The 17795-nt window shown below is 64.8% G+C and carries 14 protein-coding genes; 9 read left to right on the top strand and 5 right to left on the bottom strand.

Annotated elements, in window-relative coordinates; translation table 11 throughout:
• Positions 1-176: 176 nt before the first annotated feature.
• Together IC761_RS36180 and IC761_RS25535 are read left to right on the top strand one after the other, a co-directional pair.
• Positions 177-1421, top strand: a complete 1245-nt coding sequence (locus tag IC761_RS36180; protein ID WP_368367114.1) for a TRAP transporter large permease — start codon at positions 177-179, stop codon at positions 1419-1421.
• A 252-nt stretch (positions 1422-1673) separates the two neighbouring features.
• Positions 1674-3605 (top strand): alkyl/aryl-sulfatase, encoded by a 1932-nt coding sequence (locus IC761_RS25535; RefSeq protein WP_195799451.1) that lies wholly within the window; start codon positions 1674-1676, stop codon positions 3603-3605.
• A 189-nt stretch (positions 3606-3794) separates the two neighbouring features.
• Here the strand turns inward: IC761_RS25535 and IC761_RS25530 are convergent, their stop codons facing one another.
• A complete protein-coding gene (locus IC761_RS25530; RefSeq protein ID WP_195799450.1) occupies positions 3795-4865 on the bottom strand; it encodes a glycosyltransferase family 4 protein in 1071 nt (356 codons plus the stop codon).
• A 279-nt stretch (positions 4866-5144) separates the two neighbouring features.
• On the opposite strand from IC761_RS25530, the gene IC761_RS25525 reads away from it, so the two are divergent.
• Genes IC761_RS25525 through IC761_RS25510 form a run of 4 tightly spaced genes read left to right on the top strand, consistent with a single transcriptional unit; the run spans position 5145 to position 11036 of the window.
• Positions 5145-6908 (top strand): ABC transporter ATP-binding protein, encoded by a 1764-nt coding sequence (locus IC761_RS25525; protein ID WP_195799449.1) that lies wholly within the window; start codon positions 5145-5147, stop codon positions 6906-6908.
• A gap of 59 nt (positions 6909-6967) precedes the next feature.
• Entirely contained in the window at positions 6968-9172 is a 2205-nt protein-coding gene (locus tag IC761_RS25520; protein WP_195799448.1) for an amylo-alpha-1,6-glucosidase, read from the top strand.
• Positions 9173-9195: 23 nt separating this feature from the next.
• Positions 9196-9717 (top strand): PRC-barrel domain-containing protein, encoded by a 522-nt coding sequence (locus IC761_RS25515; RefSeq protein WP_195799447.1) that lies wholly within the window; start codon positions 9196-9198, stop codon positions 9715-9717.
• A gap of 23 nt (positions 9718-9740) precedes the next feature.
• Positions 9741-11036, top strand: a complete 1296-nt coding sequence (locus IC761_RS25510) for an MFS transporter (protein ID WP_195799446.1) — start codon at positions 9741-9743, stop codon at positions 11034-11036.
• Here the strand turns inward: IC761_RS25510 and IC761_RS25505 are convergent, their stop codons facing one another.
• The 4 genes from IC761_RS25505 to fixL all read right to left on the bottom strand — a co-directional run bounded on the left by IC761_RS25505 (position 11037) and on the right by fixL (position 14458).
• A complete protein-coding gene (locus tag IC761_RS25505; RefSeq protein ID WP_195799445.1) occupies positions 11037-11735 on the bottom strand; it encodes a helix-turn-helix domain-containing protein in 699 nt (232 codons plus the stop codon). It lies immediately after the preceding gene.
• Positions 11736-11838: 103 nt separating this feature from the next.
• The gene (locus IC761_RS25500) at positions 11839-12261 is read right to left on the bottom strand and encodes a response regulator transcription factor (RefSeq protein ID WP_195799444.1); all 423 of its coding nucleotides are present in this window, start codon (positions 12259-12261) and stop codon (positions 11839-11841) included.
• Positions 12262-12319: 58 nt separating this feature from the next.
• Positions 12320-12937, bottom strand: a complete 618-nt coding sequence (gene fixJ / locus IC761_RS25495) for a response regulator FixJ (protein ID WP_195799443.1) — start codon at positions 12935-12937, stop codon at positions 12320-12322.
• Between the two features lie 3 nt (positions 12938-12940).
• The gene (gene fixL, locus IC761_RS25490) at positions 12941-14458 is read right to left on the bottom strand and encodes a sensor protein FixL (RefSeq protein ID WP_195799442.1); all 1518 of its coding nucleotides are present in this window, start codon (positions 14456-14458) and stop codon (positions 12941-12943) included.
• Positions 14459-14664: 206 nt separating this feature from the next.
• On the opposite strand from fixL, the gene IC761_RS25485 reads away from it, so the two are divergent.
• The 3 genes from IC761_RS25485 (at position 14665) to ccoN (ending at position 17787) form a co-directional block, all read left to right on the top strand.
• Positions 14665-15498: a universal stress protein gene (locus IC761_RS25485; RefSeq protein ID WP_195799441.1), complete on the top strand. Its 834-nt coding sequence runs from the start codon at positions 14665-14667 to the stop codon at positions 15496-15498.
• 34 nt (positions 15499-15532) lie between these two features.
• Positions 15533-15958: a CBS domain-containing protein gene (locus tag IC761_RS25480; RefSeq protein ID WP_195799440.1), complete on the top strand. Its 426-nt coding sequence runs from the start codon at positions 15533-15535 to the stop codon at positions 15956-15958.
• A gap of 179 nt (positions 15959-16137) precedes the next feature.
• The gene (ccoN, locus tag IC761_RS25475; protein ID WP_195799439.1) at positions 16138-17787 is read left to right on the top strand and encodes a cytochrome-c oxidase, cbb3-type subunit I; all 1650 of its coding nucleotides are present in this window, start codon (positions 16138-16140) and stop codon (positions 17785-17787) included.
• Positions 17788-17795: the final 8 nt, after the last annotated feature.

Raw genomic sequence — 17795 nt, 5'->3', positions numbered from 1 at the left:
CGCAGCCCGCCGGCGCGGCGACCAAGGCGGCCTCGCGAAAGGTCTCGCCGCTCGGCGTGATCCTCATCATGGCGCCGATCCTGATCTTCGCGCTGTGCCTCGGCGAGAAGACCGGCTTTATCGTGCTGCCGCACTGGTTGCGGGCCTTCACCGTGTTTGCGCTGCTGATCGCGCTGATGCTGACCGGCATTCCGGTCTCGATCGCGCTCGGCCTCACCGTGATGACGTTCCTGTTCACGCTGACCGCGGTGCCGATCGAAGCCGTGTCGATGAAGCTCTTCACCGGCATCGAAGGCTTCGAGATCATGGCGATCCCGTTCTTCATCCTCGCCGGCAATTTCCTGACCCATGGCGGCGTCGCGCGGCGCATGATCAATTTCGCGACCTCGCTGATCGGGCACTGGCATGGTGGCCTCGGCCTTGCCGGCATCGTCGCCTGCGCGATGTTCGCGCTGGTGTGCGGCTCGAGCGTGGCGACGGTCGCTGCAATCGGCGCCATCGTGCTGCCCGAGATGGTCCGCCACGGCTATCCGATGCGCTTCGGCGCCGGCATCATCACGGTCGCGGGCTCGCTCGGCATCCTGATGCTGCCGTCGATCCCGAAGATCGTCTACGCGGTCTCGACCAATACCTCGATCGGGGCGCTGTTCGTCGCGGGGCTTCTGCCCGGCATCATGCTGACGACGATGCTCTGCATCGTCACCTGGTGGCTGGCGCGCAGCCGCGACTATCCGCGGCTGCCGAAGGCGAGCTGGGGCGAGACCGTCCGCACCTTCCGCGAGAGCATCTGGGGCCTGATGCTGGTCGTCATCATCATCGGCGGCATCTATAGCGGCCTGTTCACCGCGACCGAGGCGGCGGCGATGGCCGCGGTCTACTCCTTCGTCATCGCGGTGTTCGTCTACAAGGCGATCAAGTTCGCCGACGTGCCGCGGGTGCTGCTGCGCGCCGCCAACACCAGCGCGATGCTGCTCTACATCGTCACCAACGCGGTGCTGTTCTCCTTCGTGCTGTCCAACGAGAATCTGCCGGCGACCTTGGCCGACTGGATCGCGGCGCAGAATCTCGGCTGGGTCGGCTTCCTGCTGGTCGTCAACGTGCTGTTGCTGCTCGCCGGCAACTTCATGGAGCCGAACTCGATCATCCTGATCATGGCGCCGATCCTGGCGCCGGCGGCCAAGAAGCTCGGCATCGACCTCGTGCATTTCGGCATCGTCATGGACGTCAACATGGAGGTCGGCCTCTGCCATCCGCCTGTCGGCTTGAACCTCTATGTCGCCTCGATGATCGCGCGAATGCGCATCACCGATCTGGCGGTGGCGGTGCTGCCATGGCTCGTTACCATGCTCGGCTTCCTCGTCATCGTGACCTATTGGCCCGATCTGACGCTGTTTCTGCCGCGGCTGCTCGGGATGCACTGATTGCTGCACGGGCAGTGCACCCTCTCCCCCTGTGGGAGAGGGTGGCTTCGCGATAGCGAAGCCGGGTGAGGGGTATCTATCCTCACGAGCGATCTTGCGAGCGGAGAGAACCCCTCATCCGGCGCTTCGCGCCACCTTCTCCCACAAGGGGAGAAGGGAAGAGGGCCCTCGTTTTATTCCTCCCGTCTCCTCCGATAGCAATCAACCGCGAGATGCGGTTAGATGCCCGCAACGAGCCGGGAGGACACACAAATGACCGACGCAACCAGCAACGAGCCCAAGGACGCAACGCCGTCTGTCATTGCGCAGCAAACGGCGATGCTCAACGCGCTGCCGTTTTCCGACACGCGGGATTTCGACGACGCGGCGCGCGGCTTCCTCGGCACCATCGAGCACGCCAAGATTTTGCATCCGCAGGGCAGGACGGTCTGGAGCCTCGAGCCCTACAGCTTCCTCTCCGCCGAGCAGGCGCCGCCGACGGTCAATCCGAGCCTGTGGCGGCAGTCGCGGCTCAACATGCAGCACGGTCTGTTCGAGGTCGTGCCCGGTGTCTACCAGGTGCGCGGGCTCGACATTGCCAACATGACGCTGATCGAGGGCGACAGCGGCGTCATCGTGGTCGACACCCTCACCTCGATCGAAGGCGCGCGGGCCGCGCTTGACCTTTATTACAGGCATCGCGGCCAGCGGCCGGTCGCGGCCGTCATCTTCACCCACACCCACACAGATCATTGGGGCGGTGCGCGCGGCGTGCTGGAAGAGGACGCGTTGGCGACCGGGCGCGTGCCGATCATCGCGCCGAACCTGTTCATGGAGCATGCCGTTTCCGAGAACATCATTGCGGGACCGGCGATGTTGCGCCGGGCGCAATACCAGTTCGGCCCGTTCCTCGCGAAAGGCGTGCGCGGCCAGGTCGATTGCGGGCTCGGCAAGTCGATGGCGGCCGGCTCGGTCGCGCTGTTGCGTCCGACCGACCTGATCATGGCGACCGGCGACACGCGCGTGATCGACGGTGTCGAATTCGAATTCCAGATGGCGCCGAACAGCGAAGCGCCGGCGGAGATGCACTTCTTCCTGCCGCGCTACAAGCTTCTGAACCTCGCCGAGAACTGCACCCACAACTTCCATAATCTGCTGCCGTTCCGCGGCGCCGACGTGCGCGATGCGCTGGCCTGGTCAAAATACCTGGGCGAGGCGCTGCGGCTGTGGGACGGCAAGGCGGAGGCCATGTGCGGCCAGCATCACTGGCCGGTGTGGGGCCGCGAGCGCATCGGCACCATGATCCGCCAGCAACGCGATCTCTACAAGTTCGCGCATGACCAGACCATCCGCCTGATGAACCACGGCCTGACCGCGGCCGAGATCGCCGAGACGATCCAACTGCCGAAGAGCCTCGATGGCGCCTGGCACGGCCGCGGCTATTACGGTCATATCCGGCACAATGTGAAGGCGATCTACCAGAAATATCTCGGCTGGTATGATGCCAATCCGGTCAATCTCGATCCGCTGCCGCCGGTGGCATCCGGCAGGAAATATGTCGAGTACATGGGCGGCGCCGATGCGATCCTTGCGCGGGCGCGGGCGGATTTTGACAAGGGCGAATTCCGCTTCGTGGCGCAGGCGCTCAGCCATCTCGTCTTTGCCGAGCCCGACAATGCGGCGGCGCGCGCGCTGCTGGCCGATACCCTGGAGCAGCTCGGCTATGCCGCCGAGAGCTCGACCTGGCGCAACGCCTATCTGTTCGGCGCCCAGGAGTTGCGCCAGGGCATGCCGAAGACGCCGCCGCGCCCGCCGATGCCGCGTGAGACGCTGGCAGCATTGCGCACCGAGCAGCTCTGGGACGTGCTCGGCATTCGCCTCCATGGACCGAAGGCGGAAGGAAAGCACATCGTGCTGAACTGGCGCTTTTCGGATACCGGCGAGACGTTCGTGCTGAACCTGGAGAATTCCGCGCTCACCTATAGCGAGGGCGTGCAGGCGGAAAGCGCCGATGCCAGCTTCACACTGGCGCGCGCGACGCTCGACGAGGTGATCGCGAAGCTGACGAGCTTTCCGGAAGCGGTCGCGGCTGGGAAGGTCAAACTCGCCGGCAATCCGATGAAGCTCGCCGAGCTGATGGGCCTGATGGACGAATTCCCGCGGATGTTCGAGATCGTCGAGCCGAAGCCGGCGGTGGTGGTGTAGGGCACCTTGACTTCTTCCTTCTCCCCTTGTGGGAGAAGGTGGCGCGAAGCGCCGGATGAGGGGTCTGCTTCCGCGGAGACTCTCTGCGACGCGGAAGCAACCCCTCACCCGAGCGACTATGCCGCTTTGTTCGCGCAGCCCTCTCCCACAAGGGGAGAGGGCATTTCGACTGGCGGCGGTGCAGAATCTTTACTCCGCGCTGCTGACCAGCTTGATCCGCGGCGCCTGCGCTTCGGTCAGGCTGCGATAGGCTGCGAGGTAATCCAGCGCCATCCGCCGTGCCGTGAAGCGCGTTTCGAACTGCTTGCGGATCGCGGCGCGGCTCAGTTCCGGCAGGCGGTTGACGACGCCGGCGGCACTGAGGATATCCTCGACCACGAAGCCGGTCAGGCCCTCGTCGATGATCTCCGGCACCGAGCCGCGGTTGAAGGCGACGACCGGCGTGCCGCAGGCCATCGCTTCGATCATCACCAGGCCAAACGGCTCCGGCCAGTCGATCGGCAGCAGCAGTCCGAGCGCGCCGCTGAGGAAGTCCGATTTCTCGTGATCGCTGATCTCGCCGATGAATTCCACCAGCGGATTGTTCTCGATCATCGGCTTGATCAGCTCGTCATAATAATCCCGATCGGCGCGATCCACCTTGGCCGCGATCTTCAGCGGAATGCCGCAATGGGTTGCGATCTTGATGGCGCGGTCAACGCCCTTCTCGGGCGCGATGCGGCCGAGCACCGCGAGATATTCCTGCTTCGCGGATCTCGGCGTCAGCAGATTCTCCGGCAGGCCATGGTGGATTGTCTTTACCCAGTTCGCCTGCGGCACCGGGCGCCGCTGCGCGTTCGAGATCGAGATCACCGGCATCTTGGAGAAGGTGTTGAACACCGGCTGATGCTCCGGCAGATCGAGCCGGCCGTGCAGCGTGGTGAGGAACGGCGTCGGCTGCCGGTAGAACAGCGACCACGGATAATAATCGAGATGGAAGTGGAGGAAGTCGAACTCCTCGTCGTCACATTTCTGCCGCACCTGCTCCAGCAGCACCATGTGCAGCGCGTTGGGATCGCGCACGGACCCGTCGAGGCGAAGCGCCCGCGGCCATAATGCGTCGAGCTTTGCCGACGTCTGCGAGTCGCCGCTGGCGAACAACGTCACGTCATGTCCGAGGGCAACCAGCTCTTCCGTCAACCAATGCACCACCCGCTCGGTGCCGCCATACAGCTTGGGTGGAACAGCCTCCGTCAACGGAGCTACCTGCGCGATGCGCATCTCACCTTCTCCTCTGTGCGATCATGGACGTCGAAAAGCCCCTACCGTGTTTCGGCACCGGCATGCCGCGGAGGGAACGTTCCCGCAGTTGCGAAGTTCCTCTCAACGAACGTTACTTCTTCGACACACATCAGCATGGTCGCGATGCTGCCATCACCTCTTCTCAGATCGTCCGCATCCGCATGTCGTGATGACCTTGCCCGGGAACCGAGGCGAAGCGGTCGATGTTCAGTCGGCTAAGAGAACAATTGGAATCATCACGACGGGGTCAGCAGTCACATGGATCATCTTTCTGGATACGCGCGCAGGCCATTTGCCTTTGTCTTGCGCTATCTGAGGCGGCGACTGGCGTCGCATCTGGTGATCCTGAGCGCCGTGGTTGCAGCCGTTGCCTGCTCCGTAGGCACGCAATACGGCGTCAAATCTCTGGTTGACAGCCTGTCAGCCGGACCATCGCATGGTGGCAACGTATGGCTGGCATTCGTTCTGCTCATGTCGCTGATCGCCGCCGACAATTTTCTGTGGCGGATCGCGAGCTGGACGGCGAGCTTTACGTTCGTTCGTGTCACGGGCGATTTGCGCCGTGACATATTTCGTCATCTGACCGGTCACGCGCCGAGCTATTTCTCGGACCGGATGCCGGGCATGCTGACCAGCCGCATTACCGCCACATCCAATGCGGTGTTCACGGTGGAGAACATGTTCGTCTGGAACGTGTTGCCGCCGTGCGCCGCCACAATTGCGGCGATCGCGCTGATTGGAACCGTCAGTCCCTATATGGCACTCGGCCTGATCGTGATCGCCGGCGGCATGGTGATCGCGATGTTCCATCTGGCCGCGGCAGGTAAGCCGCTGCACGACGATTTTGCCGACAAGGCGGCCGTGGTCGACGGCGAGATGATCGACGTCATCAGCAACATGCCGCTGGTCCGCGCCTTCTGTGGCATCGGCCACGAGCACGAGCGGTTCGACGCCACGGTCAATCGGGAACTTACCGCGCGCAGCCGCAGCCTGCGCTATCTGGAAAAGCTGCGGCTGTTGCATGCAGCCGTGACCGTGCTCTTGACGGTCGCGCTGATGGCCTGGGCGGTCACGCTCTGGCAGCAGGGCGAGGCGACCACCGGCGATGTCGTGCTGGTCTGTACGCTCGGCATCTCCATCCTGAGCGCGACGCGCGACCTGGCGGTGGCGCTGGTCGACGTCACCCAGCATGTCGCACGGCTGACCGAGGCGATCGCGACATTGCTGGTGCCGCACGAATTGCGCGATCATCCCGAAGCGGAACCGCTGGTGAAGAGCGGCGCGGCCATCGCGTATAACAACGTCACCTTTGGCTACCCCGGCGGCGACAAGATTTTCGAGCGCTTCAGCCTGCGCCTCCAGCCCGGACAGCGCGTCGGACTGGTCGGCCAGTCCGGCGGCGGCAAGTCGACATTGTTCACGCTGCTTCAGCGCTTCTACGATCCGGACGAGGGCAGCGTGACCGTCGATGGCCAGGATATCTCGATGGTGACGCAGCAGAGCCTGCGCGAGGCGATCTCCGTCGTGCCGCAGGACATCTCGCTGTTCCACCGCTCGATCCGCGAGAACATCCGCTACGGCCGGCCGAACGCGACGGATGACGAAGTGCTGCGCGCGGCGATTGCGGCGCGCTGCGACTTCATCGATAGTCTGCCCGAAGGGCTCGACACCATGGTCGGCGACCGCGGTGTGAAAATGTCCGGCGGCCAGCGTCAGCGCATCGCGATTGCGCGCGCCTTCGTCAAGGATGCGCCGATCGTGCTGCTCGACGAGGCCACTGCGGCGCTCGATAGCGAATCCGAGGAGGCGATCCGCGAGGCGCTGTCGCGGCTGATGCGCGGCCGCACCGTGATTGCGATTGCACACCGCCTCGCCACCTTGCGCAATTTCGATCGTGTCGTGGTGCTGAAGAACGGCAAGATCATCGAGGACGGTGCGCCCGATCGCCTGATGCAGGGCCAGGGGCCGTACCGGGAGCTGGTGACGCAGGAAATGAGCCGGCTCGCAAAATTCGCCGCGTAAATCCAACAGTTCTGGTTGCGTTGGTCGCGTTCGAAAAACAGGCCGCAGGGGAGCAGCGCATGGCAGCCGAAGCCCTAACCCAGTTCGTCTCTGTCGCGCGGACCGCAGAACAGGTCGCGGAGCAGCCGTTCTATATCCCGATGACAGGGCCGTCGGCGCGACCGCGCCGATCGCTCAAGCACGACGACACCTTCATCGTGCTCGATAGTCATGGGGACATTGGTGCCTCGGCCGGCGGGCCGGACGGCCTGTTTCATCACGACACGCGCTACCTTGCGCGGCTGGAGCTCGTGCTCGACGATCTCCAGCCGCTCCTGCTCGGCTCGAATCTGCGGGACGACAATTCGGCGCTGACAGTCGATCTCACCAACCCCGACATCTATCGTCAGGGAAGTCTCGTCCTGCAAAAGGATCTGCTGCACGTCGTGCGCACGATCTTCCTGTGGCGCGGCGCCGCCTATCAGCGCATCGGCGTGCAGAACCACGGCGATCGGGCGGCCAGCTTCGAGCTGACGCTGCTGTTCGACAATGATTTCGCAGATCTGTTCGAGGTTCGCGGCGAGCGTCGCCCGCGCCGCGGGACCGGGACCAGCAAATTGCTCGGGCCGACCGACGTGCTGTTCGACTATCGCGGCCTCGACGATGCCGAGCGCACTACGGGCCTGCATTTCGACCCGCGCCCGACGCGGCTGTCGGTGAATGCCGCAAGCTGGCAGCTCGAGCTCGATCCGCACGAGGCGAAATCGCTGTTCGTGGCCGTATCCTGCAACCGGCCGCTGACGCAGAAGCCCGCACGTTTCTTTCGGGGGCTGCTCGCGCATCGTCGCGAAATGCGACGGTCGACCGCGGGCGCGGCCAGCGTCGAGACCTCCAACAACATCTTCAACGAGGTGCTGTGCCAGGCCATGGCAGACCTCAACATGCTGATGACGGAGACGCCGCAGGGGCGTTATCCCTATGCCGGCATTCCCTGGTACTCGACGACCTTCGGCCGCGACGGGTTGATCACCGCGCTCCAGATGCTGTGGGTCGACCCGCGCATCGCCAAGGGCGTGCTGCGGCGGCTCGCGCATTTCCAGGCGAGGGCGGTCGATCCGCTCGCTGACGCTGCACCCGGAAAAATCCTGCACGAGATGCGCGGCGGCGAGATGGCGGCGCTGCGCGAAGTGCCGTTCTCGCAATATTACGGCAGCGTGGATTCGACCGCATTGTTCGTGCTTCTCGCCGGACGCTATTTCGAGCGCACCGGCGATGAGAAGACGTTGATCGAGCTGTGGCCGGCGATCGAGGCGGGACTGGCGTGGATCGACGGTCCCGGCGATCCCGACCAGGACGGCTTTGTCGAATACCAGCGCGCCACCGAAAAAGGGCTCGCCAACCAGGGCTGGAAGGATTCCTACGATGCGATCTTCCACGCCGACGGCCGGCTCGCCGAGGGCAATATCGCGCTCGCCGAGGTCCAGGGCTATGTCTACATGGCCAAGCTGCTCGCTGCGCGCTGCGCGTTGCGGCTCGGCAAGCCGGACCGGGTGCGGCGGCTCGAGGCCGACGCCAAGGCGCTGGCCGAGCGTTTCGAGAAAGCCTTCTGGCTGGAGGACCTCGGTACCTACGCACTCGCGCTCGACGGCATGAAGCGCCCCTGCAAGGTGCGGACCTCGAATGCGGGGCAGGTGCTGTTCAGCGGCATGGTCCGAGAGGATCGTGCGCGGCTCGTCGCTGCCGATCTGATGCAGCCGCATTTCTTCTCGGGCTGGGGTATTCGCACCGTCGCGCGCGGCGAGGTGCGCTATAACCCGATGTCCTATCATGACGGCTCGATCTGGCCGCACGACAACGCGCTGATCGCGCTCGGGCTTGCCCATTACGGGCTCAAGCATGCGGTCGCCCATGTCTTCAAGGGGCTGTTCGACGCCGCGACCTATATGGATTTGCGCCGGCTGCCGGAGCTGTTCTGCGGCTTCCGCCGCGAGAAGCGGCGTGGTCCGACGCTCTATCCGGTCGCCTGCGCGCCGCAGGCCTGGGCCAGCGCGACGCCGTTCACGCTGCTGGAGGCGGCGCTCGGCGTCGAGTTCGACGTCGCGCGTGGCGAGATCCGGCTGCGCAATCCGCATCTGCCGGCGTTCCTGAACGAGATCATCTTGCGCGATCTGCGCTTGGGCGAGTCCAGCGTGGATCTGCGCGTCAGCCGCCACGGCTCCGACGTGGCGCTGGAGGTGCTGCGGACGCGCGGCCAGATCCAGGTGTCGATCGTGCTGGCGCGCTAGCAGCGTACGGCGAGGAGGGTGCCATGCGTGCGACCGGATCGCTGATTCTAAGTGTCATGGTTGTGGCGGGACTGACAGTCGCGGTGTCGCGTGCGGCAGACGAGCCGCCCGCGGCCCAGAACGAGGCGAATGCGCCGGCAACGGCGCAGCCGCCGGCTTCCGTGGTGCCGGTCACGCCGAAGGATGCCGCGCCGCCGCCGTCGGTGACCATCATCGGCGCGAGCGACGCCCATGGCGTGCTCGGCCGCGATGTCCGTAGCGCCGCCGACGAGGACATGGGTCACGTCGTCGACATCATCGTCGACCGCACCGGCCATGTGCGCGCCGCCGTGATCGATTTCGGCGGCTTCCTCGGCGTCGGCAGCCGCAAGATCGTGGTGGACTGGAACGCGATGCGGTTCGGCAAGATCGCCAACAAGTCCGACAGCATTACGCTGGAATTGACCAAGGCGCAGGTCGCGGCCGCGCCGGAATACAAGGAAGATGCGCCGATCGTGGTGCTCGGCGCGTCCGGCAGCCTGCAACCGCTGCAAGCTGTGCAGTGAGGCGCGGGGAAGGATGGCCGCCAGTGCTGTTGTCGAGGAAGCCGAACCCGTCAGGCGAGGATCGCGATCGCCGCGTTGAACCGGCCAAAGTCGCCAGCGCGCGGCCGGCTGCGGGTATTCCGGCGCCGTCGCGCCAGAGCCTGCGCGGCCTCGACTGGTTCATCTTCTTCCTCGCCGACGTGCAGACCGGGTTCGGTCCCTTCATCGCGGTTTACCTGACGACGCAAAAATGGACGCAGGTCGAGATCGGCCTCGTGCTGTCGATCGGCGGCATCGTCGCCCTGATCGGGCAAATGCCGGGCGGGGCGATCATCGACGCCGCAAAATCCGAGCGGCTGGTCGCGGCGCTTGCGATCGCGACCATCGGCTGCTGCGCGCTCGCTTATGCCGCGATGCCGATCTTCCCCGTGGTGGTCGCCGCTGCGACGTTGCATGCGGCGGCGAGCTGCGTACTGGGCCCGGCGATTGCGGCCATCAGCCTCGGCCTCGTCGGTCCATTCGCGATTGGCGAGCGGCTCGGCCGCAACGCGCGCTTCGCCTCGCTCGGCAATGGCGTCGCTGCCGCCGTGATGGGCACGGCCGGCTACCTCTTGTCGAGCCGTTCGGTCTTCCTCGTCACCTTCCTGCTGGCGATCCCGACCCTGATCGCGCTGTCGCGGATTCGCGAGGAAGAGGTCGACATCGCGCGCTGTCACGGCGAGATGCCGCGCGAGTCGGAGGATCGCGGCGATACCAATATCTGGCATTTGATCCGGCAGCGCCCGCTGATCGTGTTTGCGCTCAGCGTGCTGCTGTTGCAGCTCGCCAACGCCGCGATGATGCCGCTGATGGCAAGCGCGGTGACGGCACGGTCGAGCCAGTGGGCCACGGTGCTCGTGGCCTTTTGCATCGTCGTGCCGCAAGCGATCGTGGCGCTGTTGTCGCCAACCGTCGGGCGCAAGGCGCAGATGTGGGGCCGCCGGCCGCTGCTGTTGATCGGCTTTGGCGCGCTGACCATCCGCGGTCTGCTGTTCGCAACCGTCCGCGATCCCTATCTGCTGGTCATGGTGCAGGTGTTCGACGGCCTCACCGCGGCGGTGTTCGCGGTGATGATCCCTCTGATCGTGGCCGACGTCGCCTTCGGCAGCGGCCACTTCAATCTGGCGCAGGGCATCGTCGGCACCGCGACCGGCATCGGCGCCTCCTTGAGCACCGCGCTCGGCGGCTATGTCAGCGACAAGTTCGGCAACGCCACTGCCTTCGTCGGCCTTGCCAGCGTCGCCGCAACAGGCCTTCTGCTCATTCTGTTCGTGATGCCGGAGACCCGGCGCAGGGCCTGATCAGGCGTCAAGATTGTGCAGGCGCTGGCGGTTGCGCAGCACGATCTGGCGGGCGCCGGAAAATCCCAGAATGCCCTGGGCGTGAAGCTGCGACAGCGCGCGCGACACGGTCTCGAGCGTCAGGCCGAGATAGTCGCCGATGTCGCGGCGGCACATCGGCAGCGCCATCATGCCGGCAACCGCGAGGCGGCGGTCCATTTCGAGCAGGAAGGTCGCAACGCGCTCCATCGCGGTCTTGCGGCCCAAGAGCAGCATGTGGTCCTCGGCGTGACGCAGCTCGTTCGCCGTCATGGCCCAGAGCTTGCGAGCGACCTGCACATCGGTGCCGGCGGCCTTATCGAGGCTGGCGCGCTTCACCAGCCGCACATTGGTGTCGATGATGGCTTCGGCCGCAAGGCGATGGGTGGTACCGGATTCAAGGCCGAACACGTCGCCGGGAAGGTGGAAGGCGCCGATCTGGCGGCGGCCGTCGGAGAGCAGCTTGTAGCTGCGCACCGCGCCGGAGACGACCTGGTAGACATATTCGGCCGCCTCGTCCTCGCCGTAGATCTCCTCGTCCTTGCGGTAGGCGAACTCGGTGGCGGCGAGGCCGACATGGCCGGCGATCGCGCAAAACTGGTCGGAGACGGGATGGGTAGGGGCAATCTTGCCACGAACTTGCGTGTTGATCGCCTGGGTGTTGAGCGTCTGGGTCAGCATCTGCGTCATCTCCGTTGTGATGACGCATTCCTACGCGGTATCCGGCGCTTCGAAAATTTCGCGTGATATCTTAAGGGGGTTGCCTTACGTAGAATCCCGTAGGTCAGTTGCCGCGACGGTTTCGGATGGCGTGGCGGATGCACTTCGCCAGGCTTTCGTCCAGAAGCGGCTTTAAAATCACGTCTTTCACGCCCGCTGCGGCCGCCCGGGCTGAGATGTTCCCGTCTGGGTAACCGGTGATCAGGATCACAGGGGTGTCGCTGTCGGACTGGCGCAGGCGGCCGGCGAGTTCGATGCCGTTGATATCGGGCATCTTGTAGTCGATCACGTAACAATCCGCGCCGGGCGGGTTGGCGGCATTGAGCAGCGCGGTCGCGTTCCGGAACGTCCGCACGGCAAAGCCGTCGGTTTCCAGCAGGAAGCGCAGGGATCCGAGCACGGCGGCATCGTCGTCGACCACATAGACGATGGGCTGTGCGGATGGTGCCATTGGCAGCCGCTCTTGGCGCGAGCCGATCTCGATCATCCGACTTGGCTAACACAGCCCGCGTGGCGCAACTTGACTTGCCTCAAATCGACTTGCCTCAATCCTTGAGCATGCCAGCCCGCATCGCAAGCCGCACCAGTTCCGACAGGCTTGCGGCCTGCATCTTGGTCATGACATTGGCCCGGTAGACCTCGATGGTGCGGGGGCTGATGTCGTAGTCGCGGGCGATTAGCTTGTTCGAGAGCCCCGCGATCAGCCCTTCCATGACCTGGCGCTCGCGCGGGCTTAGCGAAGCGACACGCGCGGCGATGTCCTGGGCGACGGCCTCGCTTCTGGCCGCGGGCTCGGCCTGGCGGATGGCGGATTCGATCATGGTGGTGAGGCGGTCGTCCTCGAACGGCTTTTCGAGGAAGTCGACGGCCCCTAGCTTCATCGCTTCGACCGCGAGCGGGACGTCGCCATGGCCGGTCATGATCAGGATCGGAAACGGTGAGTGCTGCGCCTTCATGCGCTTCAGAAGCTCGATCCCGTCGATACCGGGCATGCGCACGTCGGAGACGACGCAGCCGAAGGCGAGGCCGGGCAGGGCGTGGAGGAAGACCTGCGCGCTGTCGAACAGCGTGACGCCGAAGCCCGAAGAATCCAGCAGGAAGTTCAGCGAGTCCCGCATCGCCGCGTCGTCGTCGATGACGTAGACATGTCCCTTGGTCGTCATTGATCAGTTCTCGTCGGCTGCCGGTAAGGTGAAGCGGAATGTCGCCCCGCCCGATGCGTTGCTCTCGGCCCACATGCGCCCGCCGTGAGCCTCGATGATCGAGCGGCTGATGGACAGTCCCACGCCCATGCCGGTGTCTTTGGTGGTGAAGAAGGTCTGGAACAGGTTTGGAATCACGTCGTCCTGGAAGCCGGAGCCGGTGTCGGAGACTTCGACCTCGATCATGTCGTCACCGATGCGCTCGTTGACGACGACGAGCTCGCGCCGCGGTGTCTGCGCCATCGCTTCCAGCGCGTTACGAAACAGGTTGACCAGCACCTGCTGGATCTGCACCCGGTCGGCGAGGACGAGGTCGGCGCCGGGATCGAGACTGAAGCGGAGCTGCACGTTCTGCTCGCGCGCACCGGCCAGCCCGAGCGCGCCGGCTTCCTCGATCAGTTTTGACAGGCTCTCGACGCGCTTCTCGGATTCGCCGCGGGCGACGAAGTCGCGCAGGCGCCGGATGATCTGGCCGGCGCGCAGCGCCTGCTCGGCCGCGCGATCCAGCGCGCTCTCGATCTTCGGCGTGTTCGGATCGGTGCTGCCGGCGAGCAATCGCCGCGATCCCTTCATGTAGTTGCTGATCGCCGCCAGCGGCTGGTTGATCTCGTGGGCGAGCGCGGAGGCCATCTCGCCCATCGCGGTCAGCCGCGAGACGTGGACGAGCTCGGATTGCAATTCCTGGAGCCGTGCCTGGGTCTGCTGATGCTCGGTGAGATCGCGGACGAAGCCGGTGAAATAGGGCTCGCCGCCGGACTGCATCTCGCCGATCGACAGATGCATCGGGAAGGTGGTGCCGTCGCGGCGCCTGCCGGTGACGATGCGGCCGATGCCGATGATGTGCGGGTCGTTGGTGGTGCGATAGCGGGCGATGTAATTGTCATGACGCGAGCGGTCCGGCTCCGGCATCAGGATCGCGACGTTCTGGCCGATCGCTTCGTGCTCGGACCAGCCGAACAGGCGCTCGGCCGCGGTGCTGAACAGCTGGATTGTGCCATGGCCGTCGATGACGATCATGGCATCCGGAATGGTGTGGAGGATCGAGCGCAGGTGAGTTTCGCGCGTTCGCAGGGCTTCCTCGACCTGCTTCTCCTCGTCGATGTCGAGAAAGATGCCGCTGAGATGACGAGCGGCGCCGGCCTCGTCGCGGATGACGCCGGCACGGGCGCGGATCCATCGCCCCTTGTCCGAGGCGCCCGCGATCCTGAACGACACGTCGAAGCCGCCACCGCGTTCGGAGACGCGCTTGATCGCGGTCTCGACCCGCTCGCGGTCCTTGGGCTCGAGACGCGACAGGAACAGATCGTAGCTCGCGGGCTCGCCGCGCGCGACCCCGAGCAGGGTGCCTGCGGTGTCCGACCAGTCCAGCTCCCGCGTCTTGAGGTCGAGGTCCCAGGTGCCGACGCCGAACCCCTCGATCCGGACCCGGAAATGCTCGCCGCGACCGTCGTCTTGCGGATGCGTCACACGGGTCGGCGACAAGCTGCTGGTCCTTCTCGATTGCGGCGGGCGCGGTGCTTCCGAACGTGCCGGCAATTTCGCCCAAGGGCGGCCCGGAGGCAAGTTCGGATGTCTGATTCCATTGGCGGATTTCCCGCAGCCTGGCGCCGGGCAATTTGATCTAGCTCATCCCGCTTCGCATCGGTGGAGCTAGATTCCGCGGCAATTCATTGCAGCGGAGAAGCCTGATGACATATGCGACCGTGATGGTCAGCCTTGCGCTCGATCAGCCCAACGATGCGCGTCTTCAGGTCGCAGGCGAGCTCGCCGAACGATTCGAAGCTGCACTCGTCGGGGTCGCCGCGGCGAAGTTCGCCTCGCCGCTTTATTTCACCGATGGTGCCGCGGCCCAGCGTCTGATCGATCAGGAGGAGGCGTCCGTCAAGAGGTGCCTTGCCGATCTGGAGGCGGAATTCCGTGCCGCGACCAGGACCCGCGGCGGGCGCGCGGAATGGCGCAGCGCCACGGATTTTCCCGCACGATTCGTCCTCGCGCAGGCGCGCTGCGCCGACATCGTCGTCAGCGGCGGAGAGAGCCCGGCCTTCTCCGACGCGTTTTCGCTTGTAAGCCCCAAGGATCTGGTGATGCAGGCGGGCCGGCCGCTGCTGGCCGTGCCCGACAAGGTCAGATGGCTCGACCTGCGCAGCGTGCTCGTGGCCTGGAAGCATACGCCCGAGGCGCGACGGGCAGTTGCCACCGCGCTGCCGCTGCTTCGCAAGGCAAAGGATGTCGCCATCGTCGAGATTCCGGAAGCGGGCGACGACCGTCCGGCCGCGATGGCGCGCGTGAGCGATGTCGCCGCCTGGCTCGCCCGCCACGGCGTCACTGCGACCGCGCGCGTCCCGGACGCCGCGGGAGACGAAACCGCCGCCGTGCAATTGGAGAGGGTCGCAGGCGACGTCGGGGCCGGCCTGATCGTCGCGGGTGCCTACGGTCACTCGCGCTTCCGCGAGCTGATCCTTGGTGGCGTCACGCAGTACCTGGTCACACAATCCGCCCGCTGCGTGCTGCTGGCGCACTGACCGCCGGCTCGAGGCTAGTCGAGGAGGACGCGCCGTGTACAAATTCCTTGAGCAGACCGTCGACGGCTATATGACGCGCGACGTCAGGACGGCGAAGCGCGACCTCGACCTGCTCGCGCTCAGCGAGATGTTCGAGCAGGACGACTTCAACTCCTATCCGGTCGAGGATGACGGGCAGATCGTCGGCATCGTCACCAAGTTCGACATCCTGAAATGCTTTGCGTTCACGCCGAGCCAGATGCTGCCGCGCTATCGCGACCTGATGAGCCGCAAGGTCGGCGACGTCATGACGCCGGAGTTCATCTATGTCAGCCCCGACACGCGGCTGACGCGCGTGCTCCAGATCATGGTCGAGCATCGCATCCGAAGCATCATCGTGCTCGACGGCGTCGAGAATCTGGTCGGCATCATCGCGCGCGAGGATGTCATCGCGGCGCTGAAGGCGACGGCGGGCGACTGATTTCTCTCCCGCAAGGGGAGACTTCAACCGGCGCCGGGTCGTGCCCAAGCGATTGATATCGCTCGCCGATCGGCCGTAGCCGCAGATTGACAGAAATCCATCTTGCTTGATTTCAATCAATTCCCCGCGAGCGTGAATGTGGTTTCTGGCTCCGTGTTTCTTTCGAGAGAGAATCCGCGATGAGCCAGCCCTCCATCTCCAAATCCATGACATCAGGTGAAAGCGGACTGGCGCTTGCGTTCGCGGTCGCCGCCTTCCTCTGCGTGATCGCCTCGGCCAAGGCGCTCGATGCACCCTTCGCCTTCCACGCTGCGCTCAGCGCAGCGGCGAGCCTTGCTGCGGTTTTCTTCATCGTCAATCGCTACTTCGAACGTCCGGCGGCGCTGCCGCCGGCGGAGATCAACGGCCGTCCCAACTACAACATGGGTCCGATCAAGTTCTCCTCGGTCATGGCGATGTTCTGGGGCATCGCGGGCTTCCTCGTCGGGCTCATCATCGCCTCCCAGCTGGCGTGGCCCGCGCTGAACTTCGATTTGCCCTGGACCAGCTTTGGCCGCCTGCGCCCACTGCACACCTCCGCGGTGATCTTTGCATTCGGCGGCAACGTGCTGATCGCGTCGTCCTTCTATGTGGTGCAGAAGTCGTGCCGCGTGCGCCTCGCCGGCGATCTCGCGCCCTGGTTCGTCGTGCTCGGCTACAATTATTTCATCCTGGTCGCCGGCACCGGCTATCTGCTCGGCGTCACCCAGTCGAAGGAATATGCCGAACCGGAATGGTATGCCGATCTCTGGCTCACCATCGTCTGGGTCACCTATCTGCTCGTGTTCCTTGCCACCGTGATCAAGCGCAAGGAGCCGCACATCTTCGTCGCGAACTGGTTCTATCTCGCCTTCATCGTGACGATCGCGGTGCTGCATCTCGGCAACAATCCCGCGCTTCCGGTGTCCGTGTTCGGCTCCAAGTCCTATGTCGCCTGGGGCGGCATCCAGGATGCGATGTTCCAATGGTGGTACGGCCATAACGCGGTCGGCTTCTTCCTGACCGCCGGCTTCCTCGCCATCATGTACTATTTCATTCCCAAGCGCGCCGAGCGGCCGATCTATTCCTACCGGCTCTCGATCATCCATTTCTGGGCGCTGATCTTCCTCTACATCTGGGCCGGCCCGCATCACCTGCACTACACGGCGCTGCCGGACTGGACGCAGACGCTCGGCATGACCTTCTCGATCATGCTGTGGATGCCGTCCTGGGGCGGCATGATCAACGGCTTGATGACGCTGTCGGGCGCCTGGGACAAGCTGCGCACCGACCCCGTGCTGCGCATGCTGGTCGTCTCGGTTGCCTTCTACGGCATGTCGACCTTCGAGGGGCCGATGATGTCGATCAAGGTGGTCAACTCGCTCAGCCATTACACGGACTGGACCATCGGCCACGTGCATTCCGGCGCGCTCGGCTGGGTCGGCTTCGTCTCCTTCGGCGCGCTCTACTGCCTGGTGCCGTGGGCCTGGAATCGCAAAGGCCTCTACAGCCTCAAGCTCGTCAACTGGCACTTCTGGATCGCGACGCTCGGCATCGTTCTCTACATCTCCGCGATGTGGGTGTCCGGCATCCTCCAGGGCCTGATGTGGCGCGCCTACACTTCGCTCGGCTTCCTCGAATATTCCTTCATCGAGACCGTCGAGGCGATGCATCCCTTCTACATCATCCGCGCCGCCGGCGGCGGGCTGTTCCTGATCGGCTCGCTGATCATGGCCTACAATCTCTGGATGACCGTTCGCACCGGCGAGCAGGAAGTCCAGATGCCCGTCGCGCTTCAGCCGGCGGAATGAGGAGCTTT

Source organism: Bradyrhizobium commune (genome assembly GCF_015624505.1).
In the GTDB taxonomy this organism is placed as follows: Bacteria; Pseudomonadota; Alphaproteobacteria; order Rhizobiales; family Xanthobacteraceae; genus Bradyrhizobium; species Bradyrhizobium commune.
This window is presented reverse-complemented; position numbering and strand designations above follow the sequence as displayed.